The 15,502-nt window shown below is 65.0% G+C and carries 15 protein-coding genes; 11 read left to right on the top strand and 4 right to left on the bottom strand.

Annotated elements, in window-relative coordinates; genetic code table 11:
- Positions 1 to 133 precede the first annotated feature (133 nt).
- From M2395_RS30470 to speA, 4 genes are all read left to right on the top strand, one after another.
- Positions 134 to 1,201, top strand: a complete 1,068-nt coding sequence (locus tag M2395_RS30470) for a DUF2333 family protein (protein ID WP_011059045.1) — start codon at positions 134 to 136, stop codon at positions 1,199 to 1,201.
- 3 nt (positions 1,202 to 1,204) lie between these two features.
- Positions 1,205 to 1,741: an NUDIX hydrolase gene (locus M2395_RS30465; RefSeq protein ID WP_011059046.1), complete on the top strand. Its 537-nt coding sequence runs from the start codon at positions 1,205 to 1,207 to the stop codon at positions 1,739 to 1,741.
- A 184-nt stretch (positions 1,742 to 1,925) separates the two neighbouring features.
- Entirely contained in the window at positions 1,926 to 2,297 is a 372-nt protein-coding gene (locus M2395_RS30460) for a translation initiation factor Sui1 (protein ID WP_015634001.1), read from the top strand.
- A 222-nt stretch (positions 2,298 to 2,519) separates the two neighbouring features.
- Positions 2,520 to 4,433: an arginine decarboxylase gene (gene speA, locus M2395_RS30455; protein ID WP_041115725.1), complete on the top strand. Its 1,914-nt coding sequence runs from the start codon at positions 2,520 to 2,522 to the stop codon at positions 4,431 to 4,433.
- An 86-nt stretch (positions 4,434 to 4,519) separates the two neighbouring features.
- Here speA and M2395_RS30450 read toward each other — a convergent pair whose 3' ends face one another.
- Together M2395_RS30450 and M2395_RS30445 are read right to left on the bottom strand one after the other, a co-directional pair.
- Positions 4,520 to 5,866 carry an MATE family efflux transporter gene (locus M2395_RS30450; protein WP_011059049.1) on the bottom strand — a complete coding sequence of 449 codons (1,347 nt, stop codon included), beginning with the start codon at positions 5,864 to 5,866 and terminating at the stop codon, positions 4,520 to 4,522.
- A 67-nt stretch (positions 5,867 to 5,933) separates the two neighbouring features.
- Positions 5,934 to 6,227: a hypothetical protein gene (locus M2395_RS30445; protein ID WP_011059050.1), complete on the bottom strand. Its 294-nt coding sequence runs from the start codon at positions 6,225 to 6,227 to the stop codon at positions 5,934 to 5,936.
- 190 nt (positions 6,228 to 6,417) lie between these two features.
- On the opposite strand from M2395_RS30445, the gene M2395_RS30440 reads away from it, so the two are divergent.
- From M2395_RS30440 to M2395_RS30420, 5 genes are all read left to right on the top strand, one after another.
- A complete protein-coding gene (locus M2395_RS30440; RefSeq protein WP_011059051.1) occupies positions 6,418 to 6,723 on the top strand; it encodes a MazG-like family protein in 306 nt (101 codons plus the stop codon).
- Positions 6,720 to 7,469 carry a methyltransferase domain-containing protein gene (locus tag M2395_RS30435; RefSeq protein WP_011059052.1) on the top strand — a complete coding sequence of 250 codons (750 nt, stop codon included), beginning with the start codon at positions 6,720 to 6,722 and terminating at the stop codon, positions 7,467 to 7,469. The genes M2395_RS30440 and M2395_RS30435 overlap by 4 nt, the downstream gene beginning before the upstream one ends.
- Before the next feature lie 11 nt (positions 7,470 to 7,480).
- Positions 7,481 to 8,089, top strand: coding sequence for a DUF4136 domain-containing protein (locus tag M2395_RS30430; RefSeq protein WP_077933283.1), 609 nt, complete (start codon positions 7,481 to 7,483; stop codon positions 8,087 to 8,089).
- Between the two features lie 38 nt (positions 8,090 to 8,127).
- Positions 8,128 to 8,685: a DUF4136 domain-containing protein gene (locus M2395_RS30425; RefSeq protein ID WP_011059054.1), complete on the top strand. Its 558-nt coding sequence runs from the start codon at positions 8,128 to 8,130 to the stop codon at positions 8,683 to 8,685.
- Between the two features lie 159 nt (positions 8,686 to 8,844).
- Entirely contained in the window at positions 8,845 to 10,839 is a 1,995-nt protein-coding gene (locus M2395_RS30420) for a pilus assembly protein TadG-related protein (protein ID WP_077933285.1), read from the top strand.
- Here M2395_RS30420 and M2395_RS30415 read toward each other — a convergent pair.
- Together M2395_RS30415 and M2395_RS30410 are read right to left on the bottom strand one after the other, a co-directional pair.
- On the bottom strand, positions 10,824 to 13,592 hold the full coding sequence (locus tag M2395_RS30415; RefSeq protein ID WP_019095458.1) for a PAS domain-containing sensor histidine kinase: 2,769 nt from the start codon (positions 13,590 to 13,592) through the stop codon (positions 10,824 to 10,826). The two genes, M2395_RS30420 and M2395_RS30415, sit on opposite strands and share 16 nt — an antisense overlap.
- Complete coding sequence (locus tag M2395_RS30410) at positions 13,589 to 14,026, bottom strand: TadE/TadG family type IV pilus assembly protein (protein WP_011059057.1); 438 nt, start codon at positions 14,024 to 14,026, stop codon at positions 13,589 to 13,591. Before M2395_RS30410 ends, M2395_RS30415 begins: the two co-directional genes overlap by 4 nt.
- Positions 14,027 to 14,100: 74 nt before the next feature.
- Between M2395_RS30410 and M2395_RS30405 the strand changes: the two genes are divergently transcribed.
- Positions 14,101 to 14,568 carry a prepilin peptidase gene (locus M2395_RS30405; RefSeq protein ID WP_072443991.1) on the top strand — a complete coding sequence of 156 codons (468 nt, stop codon included), beginning with the start codon at positions 14,101 to 14,103 and terminating at the stop codon, positions 14,566 to 14,568.
- Positions 14,569 to 14,694: 126 nt separating this feature from the next.
- Positions 14,695 to 15,486, top strand: a complete 792-nt coding sequence (locus M2395_RS30400) for a response regulator transcription factor (protein WP_011059059.1) — start codon at positions 14,695 to 14,697, stop codon at positions 15,484 to 15,486.
- Positions 15,487 to 15,502 lie beyond the last annotated feature (16 nt).

Below are 15,502 nucleotides of genomic sequence, written 5' to 3'. Positions count from 1 at the left end.
TTTATAGTGGCCAGCTGATTCGCAATCATTGCGCGGCGCGCATTTGCCGGAAGATTTATCCCGTCAAGGCAAGGCACGATGGAGTAGGGTTGTGGTCGAACCGATGAACTCAAGTGATTGAAAGGACATAGCCATGCTGGATTGGAAGAATCGCGCAGGCAGCGCGCCGGATCGTGCTGCCGAACCCAAGTCGGCGACACGCAGCTATTTCGGTGGCCTGCTGTTCAGTCGTGCCCTGGCCACCTTGCTGGGCCTGTATCTGCTGGTCACCGGTGCCCTGGGCTGGTACTGGAGCCAGGAGCCGGCGCTGTTCCCGGTCCAGCAGAACGCCCAGATCGCCGCCGAGAAGGAAGGCCGACAGATGGTGGTGGGCTACACCACCGTGGAAACCCTGAAGACCGTGGTCGGCACCCTGCTGGACAAGCCGGGTGGCTACATTTCCAACGACCGTTTTCCACCGGGGCTGTGGATGGACAACATGCCGAGCTGGGAATACGGCGTGCTGGTCCAGGTCCGCGACCTGACCCGTGCCCTGCGCAAGGACTTCGCCCGTTCCCAGTCGCAGTCCGCCGAAGACGCCGACCTGGCCAAGGCCGAGCCGCGCTTCAACTTCGACAACAAGAGCTGGATCCTGCCGTCCAGCGAATCGGAGTACCAGGAAGGCATCAACTCCCTGAGCCGCTACCAGGCGCGTCTGTCCGATCCGAACCAGAAGACCGCGCAGTTCTATGCCCGCGCCGACAACCTCAACAACTGGCTGGGTGACGTTGGCACGCGCCTGGGCTCGCTGTCCCAGCGCCTGTCGGCCAGCGTCGGCCGGGTCAAGCTCAATACTGCTCTGAAGACCGAAGTGCCGGCCCCGGGCCAGGGCCCGCAGGTCGATGAAGAAGTGGTGGAAACCCCGTGGATGCAGATCGACAACGTGTTCTACGAAGCCCGTGGCCAGGCCTGGGCGCTGTCGCACCTGCTGCGGGCCATCGAGGTGGACTTCGCCGATGTGCTGGCGAAGAAGAACGCCACCGTCAGCGTGCGCCAGATCATTCGCGAACTGGAAGCGTCCCAGGAGCCGGTCTGGAGCCCGATGATTCTCAATGGCAGCGGCTTCGGCGTGCTGGCCAACCACTCGCTGGTGATGGCCAACTATATTTCCCGGGCCAACGCGGCGGTCATCGACTTGCGTCAATTGCTCAATCAAGGCTGATCCATGGTCGCAACCGACAAAGAGGCGGCCCACCGCGCCGCCTCCGATGCAGAACAGATTGCCTGGGTCGATGGCGAAGACCAGTTGCTGGGTGCCATGGTCCGTTCCGAGTTGCGCGAGCGCGGCCTGATCGGGCGTGGCACCTACATCATGCTGTTCAACTCCGCCGGTGAGCTGTGCGTGCACCGGCGAACCCTGAGCAAGGCCATCTACCCGGGCTACTGGGACGTCGCTGCCGGCGGCATGGTCCTGGCCAGCGAGAGCTACGCCGAGTCGGCTGCCCGGGAACTGGAGGAGGAACTGGGGGTGAGCGGGGTGGAACTGGTCGCCCACGATCATTTCTTCTTCGAGGACACCGGCAACCGCCTCTGGTGCTCGGCGTTCTGTGCGGTGTGGGACGGCCCGCTGCGCCTGCAGCCGGAAGAAGTCCTCGAAGCGCACTTCATGCCACTGGATCAGGTGCTGCGGGAAATCCACGAAAAGCCCTATTGCCCGGACTCCCTGGCTGCCCTGCAGCGCTATCTGGCACGGCGTCGCTAAAGTTGCATAAATTGGCGCTGATTGGCTCTTAGCAACCGGGCTTTTTGCCGTTACACTGCGCGACTTTTCAAGCTGAACCAGGCTGCCCTGGTTCAGTAGCGCTGCCCCTGCCTGAGTGGGGCTTCGCGGTCGATGGCACCGCCATGTGCTTCGACCAGTCTTTGTCCTCCCAAGAGGATTGCCGGTGGCCAAAAAAGCCGCATCCTTCGCCGCCCTTGGTGGCCTGGTATTTTCCACCGACGCAGGTCGACATTGCCCGGACTGTAGCCAGCCGGTAGCCGCCTGTATCTGCAAACAAACCGTGATCCCGGCCGGCGACGGCATTGCCCGCGTGCGCCGCGAAAGCAAGGGCCGTGGCGGCAAGACGGTGACCACCATCACCGGCGTGCCCCTGGCCGAAGATGCCCTCAAGGAGCTGGCCACGACGCTGAAGAAACGCTGTGGTACCGGCGGCGCCCTGAAAGACGGCGTCATCGAAATCCAGGGCGACCATGTCGAGCTACTCTTGGCGGAACTGGTCAAGCACGGTTTCAAGGCGAAGAAGTCCGGCGGCTAGCAGCCTCTGTGAAAACCACCTGTGACTGGACCCTGTCTTGATTCGCTCAGGACACCGGCGTCGTCTCCATGGTTTTCACAGAGCCTGTTCATGAACGGTTTCTAAACTCGGCACGGCGGGCGCGGTCTATTGCGCTTGCAGGCTAATCGTCATTTTCATTCTTTAGACTGCGCCAGCCCTGGAGTGGGGCGGCGCTCTATGACTTCTTTATAGGGGACTTCGATGTCCGTACGACGCACACGTAAAGACGATGGCAGCCAATGGACAGTTGCGGACAGCCGCAGTGTCTACGGGATTCGCCATTGGGGGGCCGGGTATTTCGCGATCAATGACGCCGGTCGCGTCGAAGTTCGTCCGAACGGCCCGAGCAGCTTGCCCATCGATCTGTTCGAACAGGTCGAAGAACTGCGCAAGAGCGGCTTGTCCCTGCCGTTGCTGGTGCGCTTCCCGGACATCCTCCAGGACCGCGTGCGCCAGCTGACCGGTGCCTTCGATGCCAACATCGGGCGCCTGGAATACCAGAGCAAGTACACCGCCCTGTACCCGATCAAGGTCAACCAGCAAGAAGCGGTGATCGAGAACATCATCGCCACCCAGAATGTTTCCATCGGCCTGGAAGCCGGCTCCAAGCCGGAGCTGCTGGCGGTACTGGCCCTGGCGCCCAAGGGCGGCACCATTGTCTGCAACGGCTACAAGGACCGCGAATTCATCCGCCTGGCGCTGATGGGCCAGAAGCTGGGCCACAACGTGTTCATCGTCATCGAGAAAGAGTCCGAAGTGGGCCTGGTGATCGAGGAAGCGGCGTCCCTCAAGGTCAAGCCACAAGTGGGCCTGCGGGTGCGCCTGTCGTCCCTGGCATCGAGCAAGTGGGCCGACACCGGTGGTGAAAAGTCCAAGTTCGGCCTGTCGGCGGCGCAGCTGCTGTCGGTGGTAGAGCGTTTCCGCGCCGCCGGCCTGGATCAGGGCATCCGCCTGCTGCACTTCCACATGGGCTCGCAGATCGCCAACCTGGCGGACTACCAGCACGGCTTCAAGGAAGCCATCCGCTACTACGGCGAGCTGCGCAACCTCGGCCTGCCGGTGGACCACATCGACGTCGGCGGCGGCCTGGGTGTGGACTACGACGGCACCCACTCGCGCAACGCCAGTTCGATCAACTACGACATGGACGACTACGCCGGCGTGGTGGTGGGCATGCTCAAGGAATTCTGCGACGCGCAGAACCTGCCGCACCCGCACATTTTCTCCGAGAGCGGCCGCTCCCTGACCGCCCACCACGCCATGCTGGTGGTGCAGGTCACCGATGTCGAAAAGCACAACGACGACGTGCCGCAGATCGACAACAAGCAGGAGCTGCCGGAAACCGTGCAATGGCTGGTGGACCTGCTGGGCCCGACCGACATTGAGATGGTCACCGAAACCTACTGGCGCGCCACTCACTACATGAGCGACGTGGCCGCCCAGTACGCCGATGGCAAGCTGACCCTGGCCGAGAAAGCCCTGGCCGAGCAGTGCTACTTCGCCGTGTGCCGGCGCCTGCACAACTCGCTCAAGGCGCGCCAGCGTTCCCACCGCCAGGTGCTGGACGAACTCAACGACAAGCTGGCGGACAAGTACATCTGCAACTTCTCGGTGTTCCAGAGCCTGCCGGACACCTGGGCCATCGGCCAGGTCCTGCCGATCCTGCCGCTGCACCGCCTCGACGAAGAGCCGCTACGCCGCGCGGTGCTGCAGGACCTGACCTGCGACTCCGACGGCAAGATCAAGCAGTACGTCGACGAGCAGAGCATCGAGACCAGCCTGCCAGTGCATGGCCTCAACGAGGGCGAGGACTACCTGCTGGGGATCTTCCTGGTGGGCGCCTACCAGGAAATCCTCGGTGACATGCACAACCTGTTCGGCGACACCGACTCGGTGAACATCTACCAGCGGGCCAACGGCAGCGTGTACCACGCCGGGATCGAGACCCACGACACCATCGAAGACATGCTGCGCTACGTGCACTTGTCGCCGGAGGAGTTGATGACTCACTACCGCGACAAGGTGGCCAGCGCCAAGATCAGTGCCGCCGAGCGCACTCAGTTCCTCGATGCGCTGCGCCTGGGCCTGACCCGTTCGTCCTACCTGTCTTCCTGATAGCCCCGGCGAACCCTGGAAACCCACCGCTTGCGGTGGGTTTTTTTTGCCCGCAATTCAGGCTGTGCGGCCTGCGGGCACGAGGTTCAGCGAGCCTCGGCGAACCAGCGGTCGCGGCGCTGCAGGTGCCAGGCGAAGGCGCCCAGGGTCAGGCTGCGCAGGAACATGAACAGCAGGAACGTCAGCCACAGGCCGTGGTTGCCCAGGCCTTGCAGCGCCCAGGCAAAGGGCAGCAGCAGGAGCACAGTCAGGAGCATGCCGTTGCGCATTTCCCGGGCCCGGGTGGCGCCGATGAACAGGCCGTCCAGCAGGTAGCTCCAGACCGCAATCAACGGCAGTACGGCGAGGTAGGGCAGGTAGGTAAAGGCGGTCTGGCGCACGTCGGGAATATCGGTCTGCATTTCGATGAACAGGTGGCCGCCCAGCAGGAACAGCACGGCGAACCCCAGGCTGGCCAGCAGCGACCAGCCACCGGCTACCACCAGCGAGCGGCGCAGGGCCGGGCGGTCATGGGCGCCGATGGCGTGGCCGCACAGGGCCTCCACTGCGTGGGCCAGGCCATCGAGGGCATGGGCGGTAAGCAGCAGGCCGTTGAGCAGCAGGGCATTGGCCGCCACTGTGGCATCGCCCAGACGGGCGCCTTGCACGGTGATCAGGAAGAACACCGATTGCAGGGCCAGGCTGCGGATGAAGATGTCACGATTGACCGCCAGCAGCGGGCGCCAGCTCTGCCAGCGGCGCAATGCCGCCCAGGCGATTTGCCCCGGATAGGCCCGCAGGGCCGGCCGGGTCATGGCCAGGCCGACCAGCGCGCCGCTCCATTCGGCGATCACCGAAGCCCGGGCCGAGCCCACCACGCCCCAGTCCAGGCCGAGGACGAACCACAGGTTGAGGGCGATGTTCAGCACGTTGGTGCTGAGCAGGATGGCCAGCGGTGCCCGGGCGTTCTGGGTACCGAGAAACCAGCCCACCAGGGCGAAACTGGCCAGGGCCGCGGGCAGGCCCAGCAGGCGGGTGTGGAAAAAGCTCCGGGTCATCTGGTCCAGCTCCGCCGAGGGCTGCATCAGGTGCAGCGCCGCGCCGCTCAGGGGCACGCCTATGGCGCCCAGCAGCAGCGCCAGCCCCATGGCCAGTATCAAGCCCTGGAGCAGGATCTGCCGCAGCGCCGCCCCGTCGCCGCGCCCGGCGGCCTGGGCGGCGAAGCCGGTGGCGCCCATGCGCAGGAAGCCCATGGCCCAGGCCAGGAAGGTATAGAGGCTGGCACCGACCGCCACGGCGCCCAGCTGGTGGGCATGGGGCAGGTGGCCGATCACCGTGCTGTCCACCAGCGCTACCAGGGGCACGGAAATGTTCGACAGGATCATCGGCGCGGCCAGGGCCCAGACGCGGCGATGGGTGGGGCGGTGACGCCAATCGGAAATCAGGGGGGGCATGCAGGCTCCTTGCGAGAGCGGGCATTGTACCCGGCGCCCGCGGGCGCCGGGGGTTAGTGCGGGGGGATCAGTGGATGATCCAGCTCAGCAGCCAGAGGCCGAGCACCAGCCAGATGATGCCGAGGATGATCGAGGCTCGCATGAAGGCGCGGATCGCCGAGTACAGGAACATCAGGCCGATGATCAGGGCAATGATGCTGACGATCGAGGTGTCCATGCCCAGAGCGCGGGACAGGCCGTCGACAAAGTTGCCCCCGGCGTGGGTCAGGGTATTGAACAACCCGCTGAGCAGGTCGACGATAAAGCGGATCACCGAGCCGATGGCCTGGCCGAGCCATTCGAAGAAACTTTCTACCTGCATGTGCGCGTCCTGATGAAAGATGGGCCGAGTGCCCGAGCTCAAGCTTGGGCCATGAACACCCGTGGCGAGTTCCCTGTTAAGCATAGAAGCTGCCGGGGGTTGCGCATTCTGGAGGAGCCGGCTGGCCAGCGAAAGCGCTCTTGCGTCCCACGCCCATCCCCCGGAAGCTATACGCCTTCAGGAGACCCCGATGAACCTAGAGCAACTGACCCAACGCCTGCACGCCATTCGTGACCGCAACGATTGGCGGCAATTTCACAGCCCGAAGAACCTGGCCATGGCCGCCAGCGTCGAAATGGCCGAGCTGGTGGAAATCTTCCAGTGGCTGAGCGAGGACCAGTCGCGGCAACTGCCAGCAGACAAGCTGGCCCATGCCGGCCAGGAAGTGGGGGATATCGTCCTCTACCTGCTGTTGCTGTGCAGCGAGCTGGGGTTGGACATGGACCAGGTGGTACGCAGCAAGCTGGCGGACAGCGAACGGCGGTTCTGCTCATGAGCGACCGGCATTTCGACCAGTTGGCGACCCGTTTCGCCGAGAAGATCTATGGCGGCGCCAAAGGCGCGATCCGCCTGGCGGTGCTCCAGGCCGATCTCAAGGAAGCGCTGCCCGAGCGGCCACTGCGGGTGCTGGATATCGGCGCCGGGTTGGGGCACATGTCCTTGTGGCTGGCCGAGCGCGGGCACCAGGTCACCCTGGCCGAGCCTGCCGCGCCGATGCTTGAAGGCGCCCGCCAGCGCTTTGCCGACGCCGGGCAGCAGGCAACCTTCATCCAGGCGCCCTGGCAGGAACTGCTGGGGCAACTGACCGAACCCTACGACCTGGTGCTGTGCCACGCGGTGCTGGAATGGCTGGCCGAACCCCACGCGATCCTGCCGGTGCTGCATCAGTTGACCGCCGCTGATGGCTGGCTGTCCCTGGCCTTCTACAACCGCGACGCACTGGTCTACCGCAACCTGCTCAAGGGCCACTTCCGCAAGATGCGCAAGAACGACATGGCCGGCGAGAAACAGAGCCTGACCCCGCAACAGCCCCTTGATCCTCGCGAGCTGGCGGCGCAACTTGAGGGCCTGTGGCGAGTCGAAAGCCAGAGCGGAGTGCGGGTTTTCCACGATTACATGCCGGTGGAGTTCCAGGCCCGTGCCGAGCTGACGGATCTGCTGGAAATGGAGCTGGCTCACCGTCGACACCCAAGTTTCGCCGGGCTTGGGCGTTATCTGCATTGGCTGTGCCGGCCGGTCTAACGGAGTGTGCAATGAAACACCGCCTGGGTCTGATCCTCCTGTGTTCGGGGCTTGCCGCCTGTCAGGGCAGCAACCCCTATGTCGCCAGCTCCAACCCGCTGCCGCCGGCCCCGCCGCAAGCGGCCAACACCTTTGACCGCAGCGCCTACCCGGCGCCGCAACGGGACTATGGCCGCTACCGCAACTGGGCCTGGCTCAATGGCCGCCTGCCCAGCGGTTCGGCCTGGGCCGACTCGGCGCAGATTGCCGAGGCGGTCAGCAATGCCCTGGATCAGCAGGGTTTGCGCCCTGTGCATGACAGCCGGCCGGCGGACCTGTGGGTCAGCGCCGACCTGCACCTGGAAAAGCGCCTGCGCCAGGTCCAGGACGACTACGGGTATGGCGGTTACGGCGGCTATAACCGTTATGGCCCGGGCTACGGCATGTACGGCAGCGTGCCGGTGGTGCGCACCTACGAGGTGGAAGTGGTGGTGGTGCGGGTCAACCTGTATGACGGCGCCAGCGGCCAACCGGTCTGGAGCGCCAGCGCCGAGACCAGCAGCCGCGGCAGCCTCGGCGAGCGGGCCGATGCCTTGCGTGAGGCGGTGCAAAAGGCAATGGCGACCTATCCTCCCAGTTAGGATCGCCCCCGGTTTTTGTCTTCAAGCGGAGAAACAGCATGTTCCATCGAATCGCTCTACTGGTGTGTGCCGCCTTGCTCAGTGCCTGCGCCGCCAACCAGGTCAATCATGACTTCGACGCCAGCCGGGACTTTGGCGCCTATCGCAGTTGGAACTGGAAAGAACCCGCCCTGCAATACCGGCCGGATGATCCACGGATCAAGAGTGACTTGACCGAACAGCGCATCCGCCAGGCGGTGGCCGAGCAACTGGACCAGCGCGGCCTGCGTCCGGCCCAGGGCGGTGCCCGGGCCGACCTGAATGTGCAGGCGTACCTGATCGTCGAGGACCGCCAGCAGCAGGTCACCACCAACTATGGCGGCGGTTGGGGCGGCCCGTGGAATGGCTACTGGGGCGGGCCGATGTACAACGAAACCCGCAACATCACCTATAAGGTGGCAACCATCCAGATCGACCTGCTGGACGGCAAGGACGGCAAGCTGGTGTGGCGCGGCAGCGACGAGCAGATGCTCAGCAGCTCGCCCAACCCGGCAGATCGCAGCGCCGCGGTTCGCACTACGGTGATGCGCATCCTGCAGAACTACCCGCCCCACTGAAACCTTCGACCGGGCAGGGCGGCACAGGGTGTGCGGCCCTGCCTGCTGCCGCCAGTCCGGCGCCCCTGCGCCCCGGCCTGCGTCTGCCACGGCCTTTGACTACACTGCTTTCATCGATGGAGATAGCGCTCGGCTGCGAGCCGGTAAAGGAGTGCCCCGATGTCTCCCCTGAAGCGGTTTTACGGCCCGGCTCGTCAGCGCGGGGCCATTGGCCTGATGGCGGCGGTGACCTTCGGCCTGGCGTTGTTGCTGATGTTGCTGGTAGTGGACAGCGGCCGGCTCTACATGGAACAGCGCAAGTTGCAGCGCGTGGCGGACAACGCCGCGCTGGAGGCCGTCAGCCGTGGCGGCACCTGCCAGGCCGGCCTGACGGCCGCTGCCTACGCCGGCCAGAACGCCACCCGCAACGGCTTTACCGTAGCCACCGGCAGTAGCCTGAGCACTTCCTGCGGTTCCCTGACCACCGGGGCCAACGGCCTGCGGACCTTCACTGCCAACCCTGCACAAGCGGTGGCGATACGGGTGATCGCCACCCATACCGTGCCCATCAGCGTGGCATCGGGGGTGGCGGCCCTGTTCACACCGGGGCCGATCAACCTCACCACCCAGCTCAGCGCCACGGCCGTTGCCGCGGCGCCGACGCCCACCGTGGCGCAGTTGAGCATTCGCAGCACCCTGGGCACCGTCAGTACCGCGCAATCGAGCATTCTCAACCCACTGGTGGGCGGAATGCTGGGGGGCAGCCTGAGCCTCAGCGCAGTGGGCTGGAACGGCTTGCTCAACACCAACATCAACCTGCTGAGCTACCTCAACCAACTGGCGATCAATCTGGGGGTGGCCGCTGGCAATTACACCCAGTTGCTCAACACCACCACCAGCGTGACACAACTGATCCAGGCGGCGATCACCGTGGTCCAGGCCAATGGCGCCACCGCCGACATCCTGACCGCCCTGGGCAACCTGCAGGTTGCCGCGATCAATGCCGCGCCCTTGAAGCTGGGAGATATCCTGCAGTTGCAGACCGGCCTGCCCAGCACCGCCCTGGATGCCAACCTGCAACTGTTCCAGCTGTTGCAGGCGGTGATCCAATTGTCCAACAGCAACAGCGCGGTGGCGGCGACCTTGCCGATCAACGTGCTGGGGCTGGCCAATATCACGGTGCAGGCCAAGGTCATCGAGCCGCCGCAGTTGTCGGCCATCGGCAATCCGGCGCTGGCCAAGGCCGATCCCACGGGCGCCAACCGGATCTATGTGCGCACTGCGCAGGTACGGACCCTGGTGCGGGTCAATCTGTCCCTGCCGCTGGTTTCCGGGTTGAGCACCGCGGTGGGCAACCTGGTGGCGCCGCTGACCCCGGTGTTGAACAGCCTGCTGAGCCTGAACCTGGTGGCGACCCTGGGTTCGGCGTTATGCCTGCTGGGGGCGGGGTGCGAACAGCTATACCCGGCCATCGCCTCCTCATCGGAGATCGACCTGAGCCTGGACGCGGGGGGCGCGATTGCCTATGTCACCGACTACAGCTGCCCGGTGAACAACAGCGGGACCAAGAGCCTGACCGCCCATGCCGTCAGTTCCATCGCCGACTTGAAGGTCGGCCAGATCGACCCGGCCAATGCCTTTTCGTCTGCCGCCGAGCCCGTGGTGAAGCCGTTGCCGCTGGTGGACCTGGGCATACGCACCTGCTACCAGTTCCTGGTCCTGCCGGGGCGCTGCGACCCGGTGGTGCACTACGCGGGCGGCGGCATCGCGGTGATGGTCAACACCAGCGTGGCGCAGAATACCCAGGACCTGGTGTTCTCCAGCTCGGCGTCGCCGTTTCCGATACCGCCCAACGTCAACCAGACCCCGACTTACCAGACGGCGGCCCCGACCACGAACATCGTCAACAGCCTGGCGGGCACCCTGGCCGGCATCAACCTGATCGTCTACAAGCCGGTCAACAACAACCCGCTGGGGGCCATTGTCACGGGGCTGGCTTCGGCCATCAGCGGGGTCAGCAACCTGCTCACGCCGTTGATCACCGGGCTCCTGAGCCCGCTGCTGGACCCTCTGCTGAATAACCTGCTGTCGGGGCTGGGGATCAACCTGATGGACGTGGAAGTGGGGGCCAACCTCACCTGCGGGCAGACCGGCAAGGCCTACCTGGTGATCTGATCCGCCTCGGCGATCGGCAGTTCGATGCAGAAGCGCGCGCCGTCCTGGCTGTTGCTGACGCTCAGGCGGCCCCCCATGTTCTGCACGATGCCATAGCTCACCGACAGCCCGAGCCCGGTGCCGATGCCCACCGGCTTGGTGGTGAAGAACGGCTCGAAGATCCGCTCCAGCAGGCGCGGGTCGATGCCGCCACCATTGTCCTCGACCCACAGGCGTACCCACTGCTCGTCGCGCTGGCCGTACACGGCGATCCAGGGTTTGAAGTCGTGCTGCTTTTCCTGTTTGCCCAGCAGGGCGTCCCGGGCATTGACCAGCAGGTTGATCAATACCTGCTCCAACTGGTCGACAAACCCCAGCACCTGGACCTCGAACCCCAGCTCGCTGATCCGCAACTCCAGACCCTTGCCACGCATGCCTTCGGCCAGCAGCGAGAGGGTGCCTTCGATGGCGTGGGCCGGGTTGAACGGCTGCTGTTCCACTTCCGAGCGTCGGCCGAACACCCGCATGTGGTCCACCACCCGGGCCGCACGCTGGACCTGGGCGTCGATGCGCTTGAGCTTGTCGGTGAGGTAGTCGATCTGCACGTCGCCATTGCCCAGGCGCTTGAGCACGTTGACGATGGCCATGCGCATCACGTTGAGCGGCTGGTTGATCTCGTGGGCAAGCCCGGTGGCCATTTCCCCCAGGGTGGCCATTTTCGCGCTTTGCGTGAGCTGCTGCTGGGCGCGCCGGACTTCGGTGTTGTCGCGGCCCACGGCCTGGATTTCCAGCAGTTGCCCCTGTTCATCGAACACTCCGCGATCCGACCACACCCACCAGGCATGTTCGCGCCCGGGCAATTGCAGGTTGATCTCGGCGGTGCTCACGGGATATTCCGGGCTCAACAGCTTGAGCCGGCGCTCGAAGCCTTCACGCTGTTCGGCGGACAGCCACTGCCCCAGGTTGCTGCCCGGCAGTTCCTCGGGGGCGCATTCCAGGTAGGCCGCCAGCGGCCGGTTGCCAAAGGTCAGGGTCAGGTCCGGGCGATAGCGGCAGATCATCGCCGGCGAATCTTCCACCAGGATCCGATAGCGCTCTTCGCTCTGGCGCACCTGCTCGGCGGCCAGGGTTGCCTCGGTGACGTCCAGCCACAGGCCGACGGCTTCCACTGGCAACCCCAGGTCGTCGCGCAGCAGCTTGGCTTCGTCCAGCACCCAGTGGTATGCCCCGTGGCGATCGCGCAGCCGATAGCGGGTATGCACACTGCCTTCGCGCAGCAACTGGCGGCAGCGCTGGAAATACAGGTCGCGGTCGTCGGGGTGCACCCACTCCGCCAGGGGCTGCGCCGTGCAGTCCGCCAGGCTCCAGCCCAGCAGGGGTTGCAGGCTGGCGCTGAAAAAGCTCGGCTGCAAGGCGCCTTCCTGGTAACGCTGGACGTAGATCACCGCCGGTGAACTGGCGATCAGGTTGTCCAGCCGGGCATGGGCGGCGGCGGCCTGCTGCTGTTGGTTCTTGATGTCGCTGATGTCCAGCATGAAACCCACCAGGCGTTGGCTTTCGCCTCGGCCCAGGGCCTGGCCCTGCAAGCGATACCAGCGCTGGGGGGCGCTGGGGTCGGGCTCGTGCAGGCGCACATTGAGCAGCAGCGGCTTGCCCAGTTTCAGTTCCTGCAGGCGGCTGCTGAGCTCACCGCGGTCGGCGGGATGAATCAGTTCCAGCCAGGCTTGCACGTTCAGGCGAGCGCCATCCTCAGGCAGGTGCAGGCTGGCGGCCAGGCGGCTGGCCAGCAGTATTTCGGCGGTGTCCGGGCATAGCTCCCACCAGCCGGCGCCCAGCAGCCCTTGGAGGGCCTCCAGGCGTTCCAGGTGCAGGTGATGGCGATGCTCTCGCAGGCGACTGAGCAAGGGCCCGGCGAGGGCTGCGGCGAGCATCAGCCAGTCGCGATCCAGCAGGTACGGGGCATGCTGCTGGACCGCGTAGCAGCCGCACAAGAGCCAGGCGGCGACGCCGTGATCATCCCGGTACGGCACCAGGAAGCCTTCGCGATGGCCGAAGATGCCTTGCAGTCGCGGGTGTTCGTTGAGGCCCTGGATCTGGTTCAGGTGCTGCGGGGTGTTGCCGCTCAGGCTGTCCAGGCCGGCCCCCAGGGCCTGGCCTTCCTGCCACAGGCGCGGGGCGTCATGGGCGCTGTAGCAGCTGTGGATCACCCAGCCCTGCTCCTGCTCGTCGAGCAGGGCCAGGCCGAGACAGGGAATGTGCCAATAGCGGGCCAGGTCGGTGAGTTGGTCGTGGAGCACGTCCGGCAGGCGGGTCAGGTTGCACAGGCGCAACTGTTCGCTGGCCTGGGCGGCAAACACCCGGCACTGCTCGCGCCCCAGGGCCTGTTGCCGCTGCTGGACCAGGTCGCCGATATCCAGCAGTTGCAGGTGCCATTCCTGCCCACAGCGCTGGACCCAGCCGCGCAGGTGCAGGGGCTGGCCGCCGGCGCCGCGCAGGTCCAGGTCCAGCACCTGGCCGCTCCAGTCGGCAGGGCCGCCCTCAAGGGCCAGGACGCTGCCGGGCAATACGTAGGCCAGCAGGTGCGGTGGCTCCCGGGAGGGGGGCAGCTGGATCAGGCTGTGGCGCAGCGGGCCGTGGCTGCTGAGGATGCGCCCCTGTTGATCGAGCACCAGTTGCAGGCCCACCGCCTGGGGCGGCAGCGGGCTGTGCGGCTGTGCGGCGGGAAGCGCCTGGCGGCCCAGTAGACGTCCGAGCAGCTTGTCGCCAGAGGTCAAAATTGCAGACTCGAGCTAGCGGTCAGGGTGGTGGGCAGGCTGGGTACCGGGCCGATTCCTGGCAGCACCAGCCGCGGCAGCACCTGGTTCAGCTTGCTGGTGGGGTAGTTCACCGAGACCGTCAGCACCCCGGCGCTGTACACCGCACTGTAGTCGGTGGCGGCGAAGTTGAAGGGCGGGGGAATCCACTGGGTCTGGGTCTGCACCACGCTGTTGGCGAGGTTCTGCACGGTGGTGGCGTAGTTCGGGGTATTGGGGTCGACCATCACCGCGCGCCGCACCGCTTCGGCAGTGGCCTGGTGGAACGACTGCATCATCAGCAGCGGCAGGCTGTAGCTGACAAGACCGTAGAACACCGCGAAAAAGATCACGAACACCGCGGCGAATTCGATCGCCACAGCGCCTTTCTGCTTTCTAGGGAGGCCCGGTTTCATGAGTGCGTCTACCCTGACAACCACTATGTCCATTGAGCATAGGACCATTCCGGCAAAAGGGACCGTTCTGGCTGATGCATTTCTGGGTTTTGTGGGTCTGGTTGGCAATCTGTGCGCTGCAGGATTTGCGTCAGCGGCATATTGCCAATGGCTTGACTCTTGGCGCCGCGCTCTTGGCGACGGTCTACCTGCTGTGGAGCGGCACGACCTGGCTGGGGGCCGGCGCGAGCCAGGGCGGTTGGGCGTTGTTGCTGGCGTTGCTGTTCACCTTGCCCGGCTACGCCAGCGGACGAATGGGCGCCGGCGACGTCAAGTTGATGGCGGCCCTGGGGCTGGCCTCCGGCCCCCTGTATCTGCTGGGGACGTTCATCGCCGCCGGTCTGTGCAGCCTGCTCTGGCTGCTTGTGCTCAGGCTCTGGCCCCAGCAGAAACAAGCACTTGATACCCCCGTGGCAGGGCGCGCTGGGAGGGGGTCAAAAAAATACCCTTTTGCCCCCTTTGTCCTGGCTGGAATGGTCTTAACTGTGAGCGTGATCCACTAGTCGCCGGACCCATTAATGCTATGTACATAGTCGGAAAGTAGGTCTAGGTTTTAAGTCGTGGCTGCCCGGATCATGCGTGGCAGCACAGGAGTGGCCAATCGGCGATTGGCCCGCACGGAGTAGCACGTGAACAAGCTCACCTCACAGATGAAGGTGCTCGTGGTCGACGATCAGCCCCTGATTGTCGAAGAGCTTTGCGAGTTCCTCGAAAGCAGCGGTTACCGTTGTGTCCCTTGCCAATCCAGCCGCCAGGCGCTGGAGTGCTTCAACAGGGACCCGGAAATTTCCCTGGTGCTCTGCGATCTGCACATGCCCGATATGGACGGCATTCAGCTGGTCCAGGAGCTGCAACGGATGGCCGGCAAGCAGCGGGTGTTCGAAGCCATCATGCTCACCGGGCAGTCCGACAAGCAGGACGTGATCAAGGCCCTGCGCGCCGGCATCGCCGACTACTACCAGAAGCCCATCGACCTGGACGAACTCCTCGAAGGCCTGCAGCGTCAGGAGGTCGCCTTGCAGGAACGGCAGAAGAACCTGCACCTGGGGCACCTCAACCAAAAGCTGCAGTTTCTTTCCGAATCCATCGATGACCTGTACCAGGACCTGGACAAGGTCCGGCGCAGCCCGGCTACCAGCCGCAGCGAAGAGCCCCGGGGCGAAGGCGCCGGCGAAGGGGATGCCATCGAGATCCCGGCCATCTTCAACCAGCTGTCGCCGCGGCAACTGGATGTGGCCCGACTGGTGGGCAAGGGCCAGACCAACTACCAGATTGCCTGCGAGCTGGGGATCACCGAAAACACCGTCAAGCTGTATGTCTCCCAGGTACTGCGCCTGACCCACATGCATAACCGCACACAGCTGGCCCTGGCCCTGTCACCGAGCAATTCCGGGCTGCGCCAGCGGGTGACTGCCCACTGAGCCTGCGGCGGCGAGC

Origin of the sequence: Pseudomonas sp. BIGb0176, assembly GCF_024810175.1 — a bacterium.
Taxonomy (GTDB): domain Bacteria; phylum Pseudomonadota; class Gammaproteobacteria; order Pseudomonadales; family Pseudomonadaceae; genus Aquipseudomonas; species Aquipseudomonas protegens.
The sequence above is the reverse complement of the archived record's forward strand: the minus strand, read 5'-3'. Positions and strand labels throughout refer to the sequence as shown.